The organism is Tolypothrix sp. PCC 7712, assembly GCF_025860405.1.
GTDB lineage: Bacteria > Cyanobacteriota > Cyanobacteriia > Cyanobacteriales > Nostocaceae > Aulosira > Aulosira diplosiphon.
Window position 1 is genome coordinate 6,132,808 of the sequence record NZ_CP063785.1, and the last position, 19,908, is coordinate 6,152,715.

The 19,908-nt window shown below is 42.2% G+C and carries 13 protein-coding genes; 9 read left to right on the top strand and 4 right to left on the bottom strand.

Annotated features, from left to right (window positions below; genetic code table 11):
- Window positions 1–51: 51 nt before the first annotated feature.
- The 3 genes from HGR01_RS25105 to HGR01_RS25115 form a co-directional block, all read right to left on the bottom strand.
- Complete coding sequence (locus HGR01_RS25105; protein WP_045873113.1) at window positions 52–2,397, bottom strand: CHASE2 domain-containing protein; 2,346 nt, start codon at window positions 2,395–2,397, stop codon at window positions 52–54.
- A gap of 130 nt (window positions 2,398–2,527) precedes the next feature.
- Window positions 2,528–3,496 (bottom strand): DUF1822 family protein, encoded by a 969-nt coding sequence (locus HGR01_RS25110; RefSeq protein WP_045873112.1) that lies wholly within the window; start codon window positions 3,494–3,496, stop codon window positions 2,528–2,530.
- 1,703 nt (window positions 3,497–5,199) lie between these two features.
- Window positions 5,200–7,944 (bottom strand): CHAT domain-containing protein, encoded by a 2,745-nt coding sequence (locus HGR01_RS25115; RefSeq protein ID WP_045873111.1) that lies wholly within the window; start codon window positions 7,942–7,944, stop codon window positions 5,200–5,202.
- Window positions 7,945–8,758: 814 nt separating this feature from the next.
- Here HGR01_RS25115 and HGR01_RS25120 point away from each other — a divergent pair.
- The gene (locus HGR01_RS25120; protein WP_045873109.1) at window positions 8,759–8,956 is read left to right on the top strand and encodes a hypothetical protein; all 198 of its coding nucleotides are present in this window, start codon (window positions 8,759–8,761) and stop codon (window positions 8,954–8,956) included.
- Between the two features lie 283 nt (window positions 8,957–9,239).
- Here HGR01_RS25120 and HGR01_RS25125 read toward each other — a convergent pair whose 3' ends face one another.
- Window positions 9,240–9,398 carry a hypothetical protein gene (locus tag HGR01_RS25125; RefSeq protein WP_155539524.1) on the bottom strand — a complete coding sequence of 53 codons (159 nt, stop codon included), beginning with the start codon at window positions 9,396–9,398 and terminating at the stop codon, window positions 9,240–9,242.
- Between the two features lie 308 nt (window positions 9,399–9,706).
- Here HGR01_RS25125 and HGR01_RS25130 point away from each other — a divergent pair, with 308 nt between their 5' ends.
- The 8 genes from HGR01_RS25130 to HGR01_RS25165 all read left to right on the top strand — a co-directional run bounded on the left by HGR01_RS25130 (window position 9,707) and on the right by HGR01_RS25165 (window position 19,847).
- A complete protein-coding gene (locus tag HGR01_RS25130) occupies window positions 9,707–10,075 on the top strand; it encodes a hypothetical protein (protein ID WP_045873107.1) in 369 nt (122 codons plus the stop codon).
- A gap of 170 nt (window positions 10,076–10,245) precedes the next feature.
- Window positions 10,246–11,973, top strand: coding sequence for an ArnT family glycosyltransferase (locus tag HGR01_RS25135; protein WP_045873106.1), 1,728 nt, complete (start codon window positions 10,246–10,248; stop codon window positions 11,971–11,973).
- Window positions 11,974–12,653: 680 nt separating this feature from the next.
- Complete coding sequence (gene der / locus HGR01_RS25140; protein ID WP_045873105.1) at window positions 12,654–14,015, top strand: ribosome biogenesis GTPase Der; 1,362 nt, start codon at window positions 12,654–12,656, stop codon at window positions 14,013–14,015.
- Between the two features lie 106 nt (window positions 14,016–14,121).
- Window positions 14,122–15,048, top strand: a complete 927-nt coding sequence (locus tag HGR01_RS25145) for an energy-coupling factor transporter transmembrane component T family protein (protein ID WP_045873104.1) — start codon at window positions 14,122–14,124, stop codon at window positions 15,046–15,048.
- 110 nt (window positions 15,049–15,158) lie between these two features.
- On the top strand, window positions 15,159–16,682 hold the full coding sequence (locus tag HGR01_RS25150; RefSeq protein WP_045873244.1) for an anthranilate synthase component I: 1,524 nt from the start codon (window positions 15,159–15,161) through the stop codon (window positions 16,680–16,682).
- Between the two features lie 520 nt (window positions 16,683–17,202).
- Window positions 17,203–17,481: a transcriptional coactivator PipX gene (gene pipX, locus HGR01_RS25155; protein WP_045873103.1), complete on the top strand. Its 279-nt coding sequence runs from the start codon at window positions 17,203–17,205 to the stop codon at window positions 17,479–17,481.
- 731 nt (window positions 17,482–18,212) lie between these two features.
- Entirely contained in the window at window positions 18,213–18,890 is a 678-nt protein-coding gene (locus tag HGR01_RS25160; RefSeq protein WP_045873243.1) for a YggS family pyridoxal phosphate-dependent enzyme, read from the top strand.
- A gap of 366 nt (window positions 18,891–19,256) precedes the next feature.
- A complete protein-coding gene (locus tag HGR01_RS25165; protein WP_045873102.1) occupies window positions 19,257–19,847 on the top strand; it encodes a cell division protein SepF in 591 nt (196 codons plus the stop codon).
- Window positions 19,848–19,908 lie beyond the last annotated feature (61 nt).

Here is a 19,908-nt window from a genome sequence, read left to right on the forward strand (position 1 = left end):
CCCTATGCCCTATGCCCTATGCCCTATGCCCTATGCCCTATGCCCCATGCCCTAAATATTTTCCCGGATTAATTTGGAATTTTGAATTTTAAATTTGGAATTTTGGATGAGTATCACGCCAACTGTGCCTACTAATGAGGCAGATGAGGGTATAAAAGGTACCCAAAAACCCCAAATTAATAGACCAAAGCAGAATAAATACAGTACGCCTGAGGTCACGCCAAGGGCTATGACTAATGAGGATTGGGAAGAGATTCGCCAAGTTAGCAGTCCGCCAATGAAAGACCAACTCCAAATCCAGAGGATTTCTACCCAAGGTGACCAAACTTGCAATAAGGGACGATGATCTAAAACTGCACTGAGAATCTGGCTCACCATGTGCCCTTGTACTACGACTCCTGACATTTGCTTGTCTAAGTTATTACCGTAGGGTGTAGCCCAGTAGTCTGGGAAATCTCCTTTGGCGGAGACACCAATCAAAACAATGCGGTCTTTGATGGCTTTGGGGTTGACTTGTCCAGAGATTAATTGTGTGAAGGTTACCTGTTCCGCTATCTTTTTGGTGGAACGGTAGTTGAGTAATAGTTGACCGCCATTTGCATCAATACTTTGATAGCCACTCGCACGGGACGCTAGGCGAGGTAATACTGTTTTGCCTAGTTGTAACTGTTTTTGTGGGGTAAAGGTCGGTTGAATTCCTAGAGGTAAGAGATAGCGGAATGCGAGTTGGGTACTGAGTGCATAGTGTGTAGTACATAATGATGCGGCTTCTGGTGTCATGAATAACAGCTGGCGGCGTACTACCCCATCTGTATCATGTAAAAAGTCGCTGAATCCTAGGCGTTCTACTGGAATTTCTGGTGGTGGGGCAATGCCTTTAGTTTTTTCTGTGGTATCACTTCCTTTACAAACTCCTATTAAGTTATCGGTTTGTTGCAGCCGGGAGATTAAATCTTTGGGTTCGGCCTGAAAATCACGGTAAATATCTAAACCAATGGCCCGGGGTTGATACTTTTGCAGTGTTAGCAAAAGTTGGTTGAGTGATTTATCTGAGAGCGAAGTTCCTTTTAACTCTTCGCGATTTTGGCGTTGAAATGCCAGGTCGTTATCGTCAATGGTGACTAATAGCAACCGCGAATCTGGCCCTTCATCAGGACGCGATCGCATCATTTGATCGAAGGCTTGAAATTCTAAACCTTGTAATGTTCCCAAAAATCTCAATCCGCAAACGATCGCAGTCATTACCACGCTGGAAAAGAATGCTGCTTGAAATCCGGGTTTTGTGACTAAAGGTAAACTTGGGTTGACTTTTTTGTAGGTGCGTGTCAAACATTCCCAAGTCATGGGCGGTTGTGAGGGATTTTGAAAAATCACTGGTAACCAAGTTGCACAGGGAAATCTATCTTCAAGCCCTTGTAGGCGTTCTCTGGCTTGCCTAACTGCTTGATATAATAAATCCCCACCTGCAAAGCTACCGATTAAATACTTTAAAAACTCTTGCGCTACGCGATCGGGGACAGGTTCTCGCATGACGATCATTTGCGGTATTTGCAAATCTGCAAGTTCTGTTGCTAATCCCAATCCATCGCAGGAGTTGAAAATTGCTAATTGTAAGCCGCGTTCAATGGCTTTTTTCAGGGCGTACTTTAATTCACCGATTGTTAAACTATCTGTTTTATTTAAATATATTCGCCCAGTCCCATCTTTGCCTTGACTGGAACTATGTCCGGCGAAAAATAGAATATCCCAGTTTTTTTCCCAAAGATGATCGGTTAATTGTTTGCGTTCTGGTTCTACTAATAAACAAACATCTGCATTGCGACATTGTTGTAGTAGTGCTAAATCAGCATGAGTATCAATTCCTTCGCTATTACCCACGATCGCCAAAATATTCACCACTTTGTTGGGGGTGCGTGATTTTGGTATGCGCTCATAAGTTGGCGATGATAAAGCAATTTCGGCTTTGGGGTAGCGTTCTAGTAAGTCCCAAAGATGCCAAGGTAATCGCTGCAATTGGCTATTTTCTGCTTGCAAAATTACTCGCACTTGGTCTGTGGGTAAGAGGCTTTCTAGCCATTTTTCCCGGATGGGGCGAAATTCTTCTGAGCGCAGCCAAGTATTGAAGCGTGCCCGTAAAATATGAGATGTATGCAGGCAGTCTTGTGTCATTGACACATTCGTTATCTGTACTTTATCTGCATCTAGGCGATAAACATTACCTAAGCGACGATAAATAGTTTGCCAGTGACTATAATATAGGGGAATTTCCGGACATGGCGGCAGCTTACCCATGATTTCTGTGTTAGGGCGATCGCATTCTTCACCAATTTGGAGAGTAACAGCAAATCCTTGCTCGAAACTACCGTATGCAAACTTCAGAACCACTAACTTACTCATGACAGTCGCTGCGCTCCCATTGAAAATTCAAAATTCACAATCATCAGCCTAGAATTTTGAATCACCCTGTGTGTTAAAAATATTACATCCCTATTACCAATTACTGACAATGGGGAAAGTAGCTGCACCTTCAGATCACAAACTGTTCTGTAATACTGATATCATTAAATGCTACTCTGACGCTAAATATTTCTTTAGTCACACCGCGAAACTGTAACTGAATGTAATTGTCGGCGCTTCTGGCTTGCGCTTCTAAAAATACTGCGCCTGAATCATCTAAAACTGTGAGTTGCACTCCTGCTGGTAAAAAATTTAACTTCCCTGTGGGATGTAACTGCAGGCGAATATGGGTTTTGTCGTTAGCTTGGGGGCAAAGTTCCACAATCAACATCAGGGGTTTATCGGCAATTTGAATGCCAAAATCCATCAATTTTGCCCGCCTCGTAATTGTTTCTAGCCGATGGGAAGTTTCTTGTTCAAAAGTTTCCGGGCCGCGAAACCCATAAGCTAATTCAGGTGCTTGAGAATTCCACAATGCTTCGACAGTTTGCCAACTGGATTCAAATATACCAGCAAACCACTGACTTAAATTTACTGGCTTGCTGGCTGAAGATAGTTTTAATTGTGCTAAATGTTCAATGAAAGCTTCAGGAGATTTTAATTTACTCAAAGACAGTTCTTCCGTATCCACACTGGCTACAAAACCCAGCAATTTTGCTTCTTGTAGAGATTCATCAATTTGTATAACTATGTAACCTATGCGTTCTTCCCATGTTTCTGGGGGAACAGCACAAGTATTTGCTAAAACACCAACAGGGCGACATTCCAAACGACCTAGTCCGGGTATAACTAAGTCGGCGATATCTGCAAATAATCGCATTGCAGGATTCCAGCTATCACCAGCGCTGAGATTTGTTTCAATCTCCATCATTTGCAAATAGTCATTTACTACCAACACAGCTAAGGTATTTAGCCTCACTTGTGCTGCTTTTTCGGGAGTTGGTTGTTGGTTGGCAAACTTTTGAGCAATTGTGCGTGCTGCTTGAGCGATCGGCAAGGGTACAGAGAAATTATCTAGGTTATAAGTGGTGTAAGTCATGTAGTTAAGTCCCCAGTGATCAATGCTGCTATACACATATCAACTGCATTCACTAAATTTATGCCAAAAAATTTGAATTATTAAATTTTTGTGATCAAGAAGTAAATTTCATAATTTCGCTCAATTATGAATAAATTATGAATAATGAACTATTGATTATCAACTATCAATTATCAATTCCAACACTCCTTGAAAGCGACTATTTCAATTTAGTCATGATCGATGATATAGGAATCATATTTGATTGCTGCAAAGCTAGGAATAGCTTAGACAAATTTTGGATTTTAGATTTTGGATTTTAGATTGAAGACCATGAAAACAATGCTGTTACAGAGGCCTTAATTACTTCTTGCTTCATTTGAAAGTGTTGAGTAAAAATCCCGTTCTCACTTTCATATATGGCTGTCTTCTTCCTAAAGAAGTATTTTTACTTAGGTTGATATGAAACAGGAAAGAAAAGGATGAGAGAGCAGAGCAAGCAGAAGCGGTAGGGGAAGAAATCATTGGTGTCAACTTAACGTGAAACCCGCTCTTGTGCAAGGTTTCGCCCTCACCCCCAGCCCCTCTCCCTCTGGGAGAGGGGAGCCAGAGATTTAGTTCCCCTTCTCCTGCGGGAGAAGGGGTTAGGGGATGAGGGCGCGAGTTATTTGTACAACGCCCGCCCTATACGCTTTTAGCTTAAGTTGACACCAATGGGAATAAATCCCCATTCCCCTTTGGTTGCAAGGTTTCGCCCTCACCCCCAGCCCCTCTCCCTCTGGGAGAGGGGAGCCAGAGATTTAGTTCCCCTTCTCCTGCGGGAGAAGGGGTTAGGGGATGAGGGCGCGAGGTATTTGTACAACGCCCGCCCTATATAGCTTTTCGCTTAAGTTGACACCAATGGGAATAAATCCCCATTCCCCTTTGGTTGCAAGGTTTCGCCCTCACCCCCAGCCCCTCTCCCTCTGGGAGAGGGGAGCCAGAGATTTAGTTCCCCTTCTCCTGCGGGAGAAGGGGTTAGGGGATGAGGGCGCGAGGTATTTGTACAACGCCCGCCCTATATCGCTTTTAGCTTAAGTTGACACCAATGGGAATAAATCCCCATTCCCCTTTGGTTGCAAGGTTTCGCCCTCACCCCCAGCCCATCTCCCTGTGGGAGATGGGAGCAAGAGATTTAGTTCCCCTTCTCCTGCGGGAGAAGGGGTTAGGGGATGAGGGCGCGAGGGATTTGTACAACGCCCGCCCTATATCGCTTTTAGCTTAAGTTGACACCAATGGGAATAAATCCCCATTCCCCTTTGGTTGCAAGGTTTCGCCCTCACCCCCAGCCCCTCTCCCTGTGGGAGAGGGGAGCCAGAGATTTAGTTCCCCTTCTCCTGCGGGAGAAGGGGTTAGGGGATGAGGGCGCGAGGTATTTGTACAACGCCCGCCCTATATAGCTTTTCGCTTAAGTTGACACCAATGGGAATAAATCCCCATTCCCCTTTGGTTGCAAGGTTTCGCCCTCACCCCCAGCCCATCTCCCTGTGGGAGATGGGAGCAAGAGATTTAGTTCCCCTTCTCCTGCGGGAGAAGGGGTTAGGGGATGAGGGCGCGAGGGATTTGTACAACGCCCGCCCTATATCGCTTTTAGCTTAAGTTGACACCAATGGGAATAAATCCCCATTCCCCATTCCCCATTACCCCTTATCCCCAGAGGGGGCCCCGAGTTCCCCAATCCCCAATTACAGCCAATTCCCAATTAATACATAAGCCGACCAATAGGAAGGTGCTTTGTAACTAGAGTTTTGCAATAATTTTAACTGGGCATGACGGAGAGCTTGGGCTTTAGTAACTTTCTTGCTTTGCAGTTGTTGATAGAAATCACCTACAAATATGGCTGTGGATTGATCGTCAATTTGCCATAAAGATGCTACGGTACTGCGCGCTCCAGCTCTGACTGCGGTTCCAGCTAAACCCAGTGCGGCGCGGTGATCGCCGGCGGCGGTTTGACAAGCGCTCAATACTAATAATTCCACTGGTTCTGGTTTAGTTTCATCCCGTGTACGGAGTAGGCGATCAAATTGCTTGACATTGATGGCACCGTCAGCAGCTAAGATAAAGGTGTCTTCAGCGCGGGAGCTAAATTGTCCGTGAGTTGCCAAATGTAGGATGTTAAAGGGGACTTGATTAACTTCCTTTGCTAATGCCTTTTGGGTAAATTTTTCATCTAAGAGATTAGTTGTAGAAACTCCAGCTTGAGCAATTAAACCCACTTCCGATTTAATTGCAGGTAACGGTGAGAAGTTGGGGAAGTCTGGCGGAGGTTCTGTTAATCCAGCAGTTAAGGCTCGCAATTGCTGTTTTTCTATGGGTTTGGGATCAAGTAATTGTAATCCCACACTGAGAGCGATCGCATATTTCTCGATTAAATATTGTTTGCCATCGTAGAGTGATGCCATTGGCAAGTTGCGTAATGCGCCATCTAGTACGAATACGAGGGTATTGACTTTGTTTTCTGGCAATTGCGATTCAATAGGCTTAATTAGCCAATCATAAACCTGTTTTCCTTGGGTTTTAACAGCGTTAAGCGCAGTCGGACTAACCAAATTTCTTCGCAGTTCTGCCAAGACTTGGTTAACTTCCCCTTGGGGAACTTTGGTACTGTAATGCTGTAGGGGTTTTTGGGGAATTTTGACAATTACCTGAATTTCTTCTGGGAGAATAATTGGATAAAGAATTGCTGCATTGGGATTATCTTTATCTACTACTTGATCTAACGCCACACTCTGTCCTAAAAGACAAGCTTCGCGAAAGAAGTTATCTAATTCTGCTAACTGTAAAGCTTCGATGCGCTGGCGTGCTTTATCTAAAATTTTATCGTTAGCTTTTCCCGCTTGGGATTCCAGCAACAACTCTACAGACTCTCGATAGACTGGTTCCACACTATCGCGGAAGCTAAATTGCACATCTTGATTAATTGCAACTAAATCCCGGCGCAGAGAATTGAGAGTTGCTACCGCTCCATCATAAGCTGCGATCGCTTTTGTTAAATCTTTTTGTGCCCAAAAAATTCTGCCTAATTGCCACTCTAAACGATAAGCTATTTCCGGTGCGTTGTTGGTTTGCGCTAAGACTAATGCTTGTTTAGTCAGCTTTTGCGCCTCTTGCCAATTTTGGGCTTGCTCGTTCAAATTAGCTAAACTGCCTAAAGCATAAGCCTCTGTTTTTTGATCTCCCAAATTGCGAGATTGTTGAATAGCGGTGGTGAGTTGCAGAGACGCGATTAATCGCGTCTGTACAAGAGTGCTGAGGAGCCAGTGCGTTGCGGAGGACAGTTGCGTGGGCGGGTTTCCCGACTTGAGCAAACTGTCCGTTGGGGTTCCCCCCGTTGTAGCAACTGGCGTTGCTGAGTGGGGAGTGGGGAGTTTGTTGAGGCTTTGGGCGAAGTTAATAGCGGCGTAAATACTTGCACGGCTGGGGGGGAGTTGTGCAAGCTGGGATTGAATGGCGGGTACTAGAGTTTCGGCTGTGGAATGCTGTTTATCTGCGATGAGTAGGCTGAGAAGATTTAGCTGTGCCTGTACTTTGGTTAAAGGTGAAGGGGATAATTGCAGAGCTTCCTGATAATAAGCGATCGCATCTGTTGTTTGCTGCTGTGTGCGGGCGTTGTTCCCTAAACTCACAAGAATCGCCCCAAGCTCTGCATTTGATGGTAAACTCTTGGCAATTTCTTGGCTTTGCTTTAACACCGCTTCCGATTTTTTCCCATCACCTATGGCTAACAGACTATCGCCAAGCGATCGCAATCCCACTGCTTTTTCTATGGAGTTTGGTTGCGATTGTAATTTTTGATGCGCTTCTTCTAGTATTTCTACAGCCCGCAAGTAAGCGCCTTGGCTTCTCCAAGCCTGTGCTTGATTAATTAGCGTCCGCACTACGCCAGGTTCGTACTTTAGCTGCGTATAAATTTTTGCTGCTTGTTGCCAGGTTATTAAAGCCGCCTCCGCTTGTCCCGTGGCTAATTGCAAGCGTCCTTGAATATCTAAAGATTGAGCGAATATTTGCAGACTTTGGCTATTTTGTTCTGTATTGAGCAAATTTAAACTGTCTGTAATTGCCTTTTGTGCTTCCTGCCAAGCACCGAGTTGCTGGTAAGCTAGGGAAAGATTACTCAAAGTGGCAGCTTGTTTGATGCGATCGCCTTGAGTTTGATATTCCTTGACAGCTTGCTGCAATACCTGCACTGCCTCACTAAAATTGCCTGCATCGTAAAGCAATTTACCCTGTTGCAGTAGGGAAGCTGGATTGGCAATTTCCTTGACAATCGGTTGAGATGAAGCAGCAATTCCCGGAACTACCGCCATAATTGGTGAACTCAAACTGCATAGCAAAGCCATAATAAAGTAAATAAACAGGCGGAAAAATTTGATTTTTCGCCTATTTTCACCGGAATAACTGGCTATAGACAATTGAGTTAATTTCTTCATGGGATAGATTGTCAGCCTATTTACAGCAGAGTCTGCAATCAAATCCTACAGGAATAGGGTCACTTTGATAAGCACCTCATAACGCTCGCCTGCAACTAAAGAAGTCACGATAGTTAGGTAGTCATAACTCCACAAGATGTAAAAATTTTTGCGTTTTAGGGACTTCCAAATAAAAAAATATCCCAGTATTTATTGTGGGGTGGACATCTTGTCCGCCCAGCTTATGTGGCGGGCAAGATGCCCGCCCCACAAGATGGAAGAATTTATTTCTTGGAAATCCCTTATATTTTTTTATCATCAGTAGGGTGGAATATAACTTAACTTTAGCGGTATTTAGATCCCCGACTTTTTCAAAAAGTCGGGGATCTGGGAAGCAATGTTTACTTAAGTAAATGCTATTCATTAGTAGTGGACTAACACACCTAAAATGAGGCATTAGATTTGATTAAATTAACCGCAGATAAACGCCGATAAACGCCGATAAACGCCGATGAATTTTTGATATTGCATCAAATTCTTGAGCAAGGTACAACGAAGTCCAACAGTCTGCTTTTAGCTAGCTAATAAATGTCGAAAACGACTGTTGTTCATAGTTTTTTAGAGAAATATTTAAATTTTGTCTCCCCATATATTTACCTGAAGCATATAATCCTCTAAACATTATTAAATATTTTAATCAATTTATATGTAGCAAAAATCTACCAAAATATGGCATTTTAGTTAATAAGCTAACTCAGCCTAAAATTTTAAATTATTTTACGGAAAATTAACGTCATTTTAACACTAGAAAAAGAAGTTAACATTTTTATTAAAGATGGAAACCGTACAATTTAGTGAACTTAAGATTAATGAAATATATAAAATTGAGTTCCTCAACGGCTACAAATTACAGGGTAAATTTATAGGCATTAAAAGTGGACGTTACTATTTTTTAGATGACAAAGGACAGAAATTCTCTTTCACCAACAACACTATTGTGCATCTGCGCTTTTATAAATCTCATGCTGAATAAAGTGTAATTGCAGAATCGCCAAGCCTAAACCAGACTAATCGCCGGGATGCGATCGCACATTCTAACTCAAATACCAATAGTACAGATAATTTTAAGGGCAAGGCAGTGCCCAGTCGTGTCAACTTAACGTGAAACCCTCTTGGTTGGAAGGTTTCGCCCTCACCCTGTGCCCCTCTCCCACAGGGAGAAGGGAGCCAGAGATTTAGTTCCCCTTCTCCTGCGGGAGAAGGGGTTAGGGGATGAGGGCGCGAGGTATTTGTACAACGCCCGCCCTATATCGCTTTTAGCTGAAGTTGACACCTATGGGCAGTGCCTTGCCCCTACCTGCGACATTGTATATTGAAAGTAAAATGAATGCGATCGCTTTGTAAACTAGCACTTGCAATTCACAAACTAGCACTTGCAACTCGTAAACTTGCTTTTGCAACTCGCAAACTAACACTTGCAACTCTTAAACTTGCTTTTGCAACTCACAAACTAACACTTGCAACTCACAAACTAACACTTGCAACTCACAAACTAACACTTGCAACTTGTAAACTTGCTTTTGCAACTCGTAAACTTGCTTTTGCAGTTAATTTCCGGAAATATACTCTTATTTATGAATTTTGCTCATACTATTGCTAGCAAACTTCTGTAGCTTCACTGTGGCTAGTACATTTATTCATTGCGTATCTTAAAGGTATCTAAGGAACTCCGTATTAAGCATTATCAGGGTTCTTCATATCAAAATTTCAACAGGAAAACTTTATGGCGCAAAAGAGACGCAATTCCATCGCACTCACCAAAGCTGAACGACGGATTGAAGGGATGCAGATGATCAATTCTGACTTAGACTTTGGTAATGGGTTATCAATCGCCAGTTATCAAAATAAAATTTTGGAGATTCGAGATAAGTTAACCGCCTATAACCAAGCAAAAACAATGGTGGAGACAACACACTCTGCATTAGTAGCAGCAGAAAGTGAGTTGAATATGATTTCTGAGCAAATGCTGCTGAGTGTTGCATCTCGCTATGGCAAAACTAGTGATGAGTATGGCATGGCTGGTGGAACACGCAGGATATATAGAAAGAAAGCACGTCCAGCAGTTCCAACAACATTGACTACGGATAAATAATTAAAAATTTGCAATTACTTGCATTAGCCAGCAAAGAGGTAAATTGAAAAAATTTGCCTCTTTACTTGTGTAAAAAACCAAAATGAACGATGATTTACCCAAAATACGTGCCTGCACTACCTCCTGCCGTTTTTTAGCTCCGTCGAACTCACGTTATATAAACAAAATTTATGCTTAAGTATCAACAGGTTGATATCAAAAATATTGTAATAATAATTGCTACATGGATTGTCCTAGTCATTCTCGTAAACCCTATCGGGGATTTTCCTCTCAACGATGACTGGGCTTATGGTTGGAGTGTAAAAACTTTACTAGAAACAGGTAATTTTCAACTTTCAGACTGGACTGCGACAAACCTATTATCTCAAGTTATCTGGGGAGCGCTGTTTTGTCTACCTTTTGGTTTTTCATTTACAGCACTTCGACTCTCAACTTTAACTTTAGGATTAATTGGTGTTCTCACCACTTATGGTCTATTGAGAGAAGTTAATACTAGCCCTAAAATTTCTCTGCTTGGAGCACTTATAATTGCTCTAAATCCTTTATATTTTGCGCTCTCTAACTCATTTATGAGTGATGTTCCTTCATTTACATTCACATTTGTATCTTTATATTTTTTAATTAGAGGTCTTAAAAGAGAGTCAAATATTGAATTTTTTTTGGGTGTATTAATTTCTTTTATATCTATTCTTAATCGTCAGTTGGGTTTATTAATTCTTCCAACATTTAGTTTAGCGTACCTGATAAAAAAAGGTTTCAAAATTAGAACCTTTATTGAAGCTATAACTCCAACTATTCTAGGGATAGCTTTGTATATATCCTATCCTCGTTGGTTACAGGCAACAGACCGAGCTCCTATCCTTTACAACTTTCAGAGTCATAAATTAGTAGAGACTTTTTCAAAAAGTTTTTTAGAAATTGTTGCAATTTACTCTAAAAATATATTATTAATCTCAGTATATTTAGGATTATTTATTTTCCCTTTTTTAATTCTTAATTTTTCTATACAATTTAAAAACTTTTCTCTTCGTCAAAAACAAATTAGTCTTTTTTTCAGTTTTTTTATAGTCGCCATAATTTCAGTGTATTGTTTAGCTAAACACCAGCGAATGCCTTTTGTAGGCAATGTTATAGAATCTTTTGGTTTAGGTCCTCAAACAATAAATGGTTATAGCGCTTTCTTAAATCCAAATCTTACTTTAATAACTTTAATTTCTAGAGTTTGGCAGATACTAACATTAGTAAGTATGGTTGGTGTTGCTTTATTGTTTCAGTGCTTATTTTTGGCTCTACTCCAAGTATTTAACCAAAAGACAGACTTAAATCGAAAGTGGCTGTTAATGTTAACTATTTCTAGTATTATTCTATTCTTTTTACCAATTGCTGGATTAAAAGGTTTTTGGTTTGATCGCTACCTCATTATTTTCTTGCCATTTTTATTGATGCTTATTTCAATGGCAATCACAAATTATAGTAAAAATAAGCTTACATTGAGAGCAGCTTCTATCTGCTTAATGATGCTTTTGTTCTATGGCGGATTCACCATCACTGCAACCCATGATTATCTGTTATGGAACCGTGTTAGATGGCAAGCTGTCAACGATTTGATGCAAACATCCCAAATATTGCCCAATCAAATAAACGGCGGATTTGAATTTAAAGGTTGGTATTTTGGGAATAAGCTGGAAATATGCAATCCTAAATATCATAAAAGTTCCGCATATACTAGAGTTAATTGGAATGACTTCACTTGCCTTTGGGGTAGTGATAATTATAAATATAGTCTTTCTTTTGTACCTAATATTGGTTATGAAATAGAGAAAAAATATTCTTTTAGAAGATGGCTGCCTTGGAGGAAAGAAGACCTATATCTTTTACGTAAAAAAACAAAAATTTAAAATACAGTAGATTGCAAATTTGTGAGCCAGTAAATTAGCTTCCAAACTTGACCGAGACAATTTTGGATTTTAGATTTTAGATTAAATCTAAAAATAAAATCCAAAAAACGGTTTCAAGCCTACGCCAGTTGCTTTATGTCGGGAAACCCGCCCACGAGAGTGGCTCACGCCACTTCTCTCAAGTCGGGAAACCCGCCCACGAGAGTGGCTCCTCCGTTTACGAAGAAGGAGCAAAAAAATCATTCAATACTTAAGTTCGTAGGGTGTGTTATGCCGTAGGCTAACGCACCTTGTTGTTGATGATGCGTCGGTGCGTTGCGCTGCGCGACAACACACCCTACATTTAAATTCTTTCTCACGTCTCTTGGCGATCGCAATTATCCCCAACTATCAAAGCCTTGTCATTAGCTAATGATTTTCAGACTCAGCGTCGGTGCGTTGCGCTGCGCGACAACACACCCTACATTTAAATTCTTGAGTAAATATACCTCGTGCTGCAAGAAATGGGCAAAGGGAAAAGGTTAAATGGGAAAGGGAAAATCCAAACCCTTTCCCCCTTCCCCTTTCCCCTTTCCCCAACTTCTACAAAAAGTCTATTGACCTAAGCAATTAAATCAAGACTTAAAGTAGCTAAAATGTAAAAACGTGATATATTACGTCTCTTACTTAATCCTGGTTTTATGGCACTGCCAATTGTTGCAATTATCGGTCGCCCCAATGTGGGCAAATCTACCCTGGTTAATCGTCTCGCCGGGGAACAAACGGCGATAGTCCATGATGAACCAGGAGTAACGCGCGATCGCACTTATATGCCATCTTATTGGAGCGATCGCGAATTTTTGGTTGTCGATACAGGTGGCTTGGTCTTTAATGATGATACGGAATTTTTACCACTGATTCGCCAACAAGCAATGACGGCGCTAACCGAAGCGAGTGCGGCTATTTTTGTGGTTGATGGGCAAACTGGGCCTTCTCACGCTGATGAAGAAATTGCAGAGTGGTTACGTCAACACCCTGTACCTGTACTGTTGGCTGTTAATAAATGTGAATCTCCCGAACAAGGATTAATCCAAGCTGCAGAATTTTGGCAATTAGGCTTAGGTGAACCTTACCCAATTTCTGCAATTCATGGTAGTGGTACAGGCGAATTGCTGGATGAGTTAATTAAGCACATTCCCCAGGTAACAGATGTACCGGAAACCAATGAAATCAAAGTAGCAATTATTGGTCGCCCCAACGTTGGTAAATCTAGTTTATTAAACGCTTTTGTGGGAGAAGAAAGAGCGATTGTCAGTCCCATTTCTGGTACAACCCGCGATGCGATTGATACCATGTTTGAGCGGGATGGACAAACCTATCGCTTGATTGATACTGCTGGTATTCGCAAAAAGAAAAGCATAGAATACGGCACAGAATTCTTTAGTATTAACCGCGCTTTCAAAGCAATTCGCCGCGCCGATGTGGTGTTAATGGTAATTGACGCTTTAGACGGAGTTACCGAACAAGACCAAAAATTAGCAGGACGAGTGATTGATGAAGGGAGAGCTTGTATAGTTGTAGTCAATAAATGGGATGCTGTGGAAAAAGACTCCTACACCATTTATGACTATGAAAAGACTATGCAATCCCGGTTGCATTTTACCGAATGGGCAGACACAATATTTGTCAGTGCTTTAACAGGACAACGCGTCGAGAAAATTTTAGAATTAGTCAATCAAGCTGCAGAATCGCACAAACGCCGTGTCAGCACATCTGTAATTAACGAAGTTTTAGAAGATGCAGTCAGTTGGCATTCACCACCAACCTCACGGGGTGGGCGACAAGGTAGAATTTATTACGGTACTCAAGTCAGTAGCCAACCACCCACGATCGCACTGTTCGTTAACGATGCAAAACGCTTTAACGAAAACTACCGCCGCTACATCGAAAGACAATTCCGCCAACAACTAGGATTTAAAGGCACTCCCATTCGTTTATTGTGGCGCAGTAAGAAAGTCCGTGATGCTGAAGTTGCTAGTATCAATCGTGCTACCCGCGTTTAAAATTTTGGATTTTGGATTTTAGATTTTAGACTGGAGTGGACTAACTGGAAATCAGAAGCTTTCATACCTAACACAGGCTTAATAATCTAAAATCTAAAATTGCCACATGGATTTACTGCGATCGCTACCTCTGGGACTTTATTTAGAAGAACCTCAAACTTGGCTGCATAGAATTGATCCCCGCGTCAAGTTTGCTTGGTTGATGAGTTTACTCACCAGTTATTTATTTGCCCCTATCGAATGGCGGGTACTGCTGGTCATAGTATTGATTTTTGTGACTCTCACTGCCAGAATTCCTAAAAGAGTATGGCAGCAGCAAATGGGCTGGTTATTACTATTGTCGGTTCTTGTTTTATTAATTGCCGCTATCAGCCCAGATGGTTTAGGTGTAAATTATCAGCCCCGTCTCCCAGCCAACGAGCAAATTTTAACTCAGCCATCCACTGCCAAGCCGCCAAATATTGATGAAAAAGCAGAATTTGGCAATAAAGAATATAGATATGTGTTATTTCACCAAGGGCCAGTCAAAGTCAATCGCCGTTCTTTAGATTTAGCGGTGCGCTTAAGTACAATTTTATTTACCGTAATTTATAGTACTAACCTCTACCTGCTAACCACAGCGCCAGAAGAAATTACAGCAGGTTTAGAAAGCTTAATGCAACCACTGCGACGGCTGAAATTACCTGTAACAGAAGTAGCTTTAACTTTAACTTTATCTTTGCGGTTTATTCCTCTAGTCTTAGAAGAAGTGCAGAATTTAGTGCGATCGGTAATGACTAGGGCGATTAATTGGAAAAAGCTAGGAATCAAAGGCGCAGTCAAGCTTTGGATGATTGTAGCAGAAAGATTATTAGAAAATTTGCTACTCCGTGCCGAACAAATGGCGAGTGCAATGATGGTGCGCGGTTTTACCAGCCCTAACGAGCATCGCGTATTGTGGCATGACTTACGCTTAAAAAGGTGGGACTGGCTAGCGATCGCAATTTTAAGTTTATTTTGGGGCGTGCGCTTATTACTCGGCATCCAGGTTTAAGTTTCAGACAGCGATTGCGAAACAGCCGCGATGATGGACGGAATCTCAACTCCGACAACCTCTAACCCTTTGTTAATTACGAATTACGAATTACGAATTAGTAATTTATGATGACCCACCCTTGGTATTGGCGATCGCTTCCTTTAAAAAATCGTACTGGTTCCGAAGTATTCGCGGCTCTGTTTCGCCCCAATAATAACTCTGAAATCGCCACCCTACTAGAAAGCACCTACCCCACCCCAAAAAACCATCCCCAACTCAATCGCTATTCTATTTGTGCCGGCGCACCTCGCATTATCAATGGTGTCCCCCAAATGTGGACACCCACACTAGGAAAAGTTCTACCCTTTTTATCCGATTTACTACAAACCAGAGGAATCGGACAACAAATAATTTCCCCCTCATCCCCCCCTCACCTCCCCTTCACCGGCGGTTGGCTGGGATGGTTGGGTTATGACATAGCTTGGGAAATTGAACAACTACCGCAAAATAAATGCGATCGCTTGCCGTTTCCTGTAGCTTTTTGGTATGAACCAGATTGTTTCGCCATTTTGGATCACGCCGAACAAACTCTTTGGCTAGCGGCTAGCGATGAGAGTCAACTCGATGATTTACAAGAAAAATTAGCTAAAAAAGCCGCAATTCTCCATCAGGAATCCGTAGAAAACAATCGCAAAATTTCAAATTACGCTATTTCCCCCCGCTTCCACACATCACAATCAGATTACGAGACAGCCGTTAACCAAGCGAAAAAATATATTCAGGCGGGAGACATTTTTCAAGCAAATTTGTCATTGCGATTTGAAGCCACCACAAACGCTTCTGGTTGGTCAATTTATCAAACATTGCAGCAAATCAATCCTTCTCCTTTCGCTAGTTATTGGCAAACACCTTGGGGAGAAGTAATGAGCTGTTCACCAGAAAGGCTAGTATTATTGCAAAACGGCCAAGCCGAAACTCGACCAATCGCCGGGACGCGATCGCGGGGGATCACGCCAGAACAAGACATTCAGCTAGCACAAGAATTGCTGAGTAACACCAAAGAACGCGCCGAACACATCATGCTAGTGGATTTGGAACGCAACGACTTAGGGCGAGTTTGTGAATGGGGAACTGTCTGTGTTGATGAATTGCTAACAATTGAGCGCTATAGCCACGTGATGCATCTTGTTAGTAATGTTAAAGGCAACTTAAAGAGCGATCGCACCGCTATCGATTTAATTCGCGCCCTCTTCCCTGGTGGCACAATTACAGGGTGTCCCAAAGTTCGTTGCATGGAAATTATTGAAGAACTGGAACCAGTACGGCGTAGTTTATTCTACGGTTCCTGCGGTTATTTAGATTGGCGAGGCAACTTAGACTTAAATATTTTAATTCGCACCCTCTTATTAGCAAAAGCCCCAGGGGAACAGGGGAGCAGCGAAAATGATATTAACTCAGCACTCCCAACTCCTCACTCAGCACTCACAACTCCCCACTCAGCACTCAGCACTCAGCACTCCCAACTCAACATCGTTTGGGGACAAGTTGGCGCAGGTATTGTCGCTGATAGTGATCCTGAGCGAGAATGGTATGAATCTCTGCACAAAGCTCAGGCACAATTGGTAGCACTGAATATGCTAAATCATCAATAGTGTACCCTTGGCGATTGTGTGCCAACAGGCGAAAATTATGGCAGCATTAAAAGAGGTTTATGCACACAGAAGTCTAAGGGCTGAATTTTATCTTGAGAAACCTTGCATGACGTATCCCTTGGTCGTTCTTTACAGGAGATAAAATGGCTGATATTTTCTGAGCCTTACCCTACATAGCACCTGAATGTAGGTTTCCTAGGCGAACTTGCCATTACTCTTGTTGTTGTCCCCTACTAGTACAGCAGGCGCAAACACCAAACTAGCAACTCAAAATTAGCGAAAAGCTTATTTAATCAACTTTTTGGTGCCTTAATTTTGAGTTTCGCGTAGCGCTACTAGCTTCAATACTGCCTTAAAAACACTAGATCAAGGGCTTGGCAAACACCACTCTACAGCAAACATTGTTGTATTTCGCGTAAATTTGCACAAATATTCTCACGAAAGCGGTGTATCATCGTCTGAATGTTTGTACTAAAACTGCGGAAAGATATAAAAAATAGACGCTTACCTTGACCACTAAATGAATTCAGAAAACTCAGAAACTTACATAAATCATCCAACTTGGGGTCTCCTTTACAGAATCTGTATGGTTGACGAGACCCAGGATTTGTTCACTACACTTTATGCCCAACGTTTATTTTTTTTGGTAACAAATGACATCAAAGGTATAAAATTTCAGCCCATAGGCCGCACCGAAGCCAGAATGATGTTGGAAAATCGCTTGCGTACTCTGCGTCGCACCGGGCATTCTCAGGAGTACGATCTGCTTCACGGTGTTTTCCAACGCACATTCCAATAGGGAGCAGGGGAGCAGGGGAGCAGGGGAGCAGGGGAGCTAATCTTCACTCTTGTACAAACGCGATTCATCGCGCATACGTGTCAACTTAAGTAGTTAAACAAAATTAATTACACAATGTCATTGCGAATGGAGCGGAGCGTAATGAAGCAATCGCAAGGGTTGAGATTGCTTTGCTGCGCTCGCAATGACTGTAATTAATTTTGCGTGGTTACTTAACGTGAAACCCGCTTTGTGCAAAGGTTTCGCCCTCACCCCCAGCCCCTCTCCCTCAGTGAGCTACGGTGTACACACAAGTACTCTCCGCATACGTTTCAGGGATTTCAAGCCCCTGAAATCGTCATTGCGAGGAGGAACGACGAAGCAATCGCTTGGTGCTCTTATTGCTTCTCTTCGAGACGCTACGCGAACGCTTCGCTCGCAATGACAGGTTTTGAGCGATTTTTATCTGAGTTTAAAACTCCCTTCCAGGTAGGATTTCAAGACTTCTGTGTACACCGTAGCTTCTCCAGGGGGAGAAGGGGTTAGGGGATGAGGGCGTGAGGTATTTGTACAACGCCCGCCCTATATCGCTTTTAGCTTAAGTTGACACCAATATTCATCGCGTCTCTCCAACTCGCAATGAATCGCGTCTCTTCAACTCAGCACTTTGCTAGACCTAGAAACTGCTGTAATGTAGGGGATCGTTAATTTTGAATTTTGGATTGTGAATTGTGAATTCCGATCGCAGCGAAGTGACTAGTTCAATTGGCGAACGTATTACCAAAATTAGCTCCTCCCTACCTTCCTCGGTACGGTTGATTGCAGTTAGCAAAACAGTGTCGGCGGAAATGATGCGCTCTGCATACGCCGCAGGAATCCGCGATTTTGCCGAAAGCCGGATTCAAGAAGCCGCGAAAAAGCAAGCTCAATTACAAGATTTAAGCGATATTACCTGGCACTTTATTGGGCATTTGCAAAGCAACAAAGCCAAAAAAGCCCTAGAACAATTTTCCTGGATTCACTCTGTTGATAATTTGCAGTTAGCACAGCGCTTGGATCAAATAGCAGAACAATTAGGGGTAACTCCTAATGTCTGTCTGCAAGTTAAAATTCTTCCCGATCCCAACAAAGGCGGCTGGACTATACCACAACTGTTAAATGACTTATCCGTAATTAATCAATATAAAAATTTACATATTCAAGGTTTAATGACAATTCCGCCTTTAGGATTAAATGAAGCGGAAATTTTAAATGTATTTAATACTACTCGCGACCTGGCAAAAACCATTAGAGATCAACACTGGTCACACATTGAGATGCAGCACTTGTCGATGGGGATGTCTGGTGATTATCACCTAGCCGTACAAGCAGGAGCAACGATGGTAAGGTTAGGAACCATCTTGTTTGGCGATCGCACTGAGCAGATATAAGAATATTAGTTAATAACTTGTAAGTATTGGTATCAGAAGCTTTCAGCCGTTTTTGAGAAGACTTCTCAAAGAGACCATTGCAATAAGTAACAAAAGATATAGTTTTGCCACAAGTTTGATCCCCGAAAAATGGGGTGGAAATTAACTTTCATTCGGAGAAACATTAGTATATAATCTTGACTCATTATCGCGTTTAGGTAATCATGCAGATGCAGTCAACAACATCTGTTCTGCACCTAAGCCTGTAGTAGAAACTACCTCTAGTACTAAAATTGCTGAATAAGGCATCCATGTAGCGATCAAAGCTAGCTACATTGATTTATAGTCAGGTAAAAATAAAGCTAAATTGCACCAGGAGCGTACACAATGAACAATATATTTTCTAAACTAAGAGACTTTGTTGGACTAAATGAACAAGTAGAATACGAATACTACGAAGAAGAACCAGAAACCGAAAGCTACCAAAATCTCTATCAAGAAGAGAATCCCCAACCGGCACCCCAAGAACCTGCTGCGCCAAATCGACGTTGGCGGGAACCCATGCCTACAATGGGTAATGACGTAGCGACAGGGTCAAAATCAATGGGGAATGTGATAGGTATGCCAGGAGCAATTAACGGAATTTCGGAAGTATTAGTACTTGAGCCACGCACATTTGAAGAAATGCCTCAAGCTATTCAAGCTTTGCGCGAGCGCAAATCAGTAGTATTAAATTTAACAATTATGGATCCCGACCAAGCTCAACGGGCGGTAGATTTTGTAGCAGGTGGTACATACGCATTAGATGGACATCAAGAACGTATTGGAGAAAGTATCTTTTTGTTTACACCCAGCTGTGTGCAAGTTAGCACTCATGGCGGAGTTATTCACGAAGTACCACAACCACCCGCACGTCCTCGGACAACAACTCCTACTCCAGCATGGGGCAATGAAGTTAACCGGATGGCAGCACAATAAAGGTAAAGTAGTCAAGGGTCAAGGTCAAAAGTAAAAAGTAAAAAGTAAAAAGTAAAAAGAA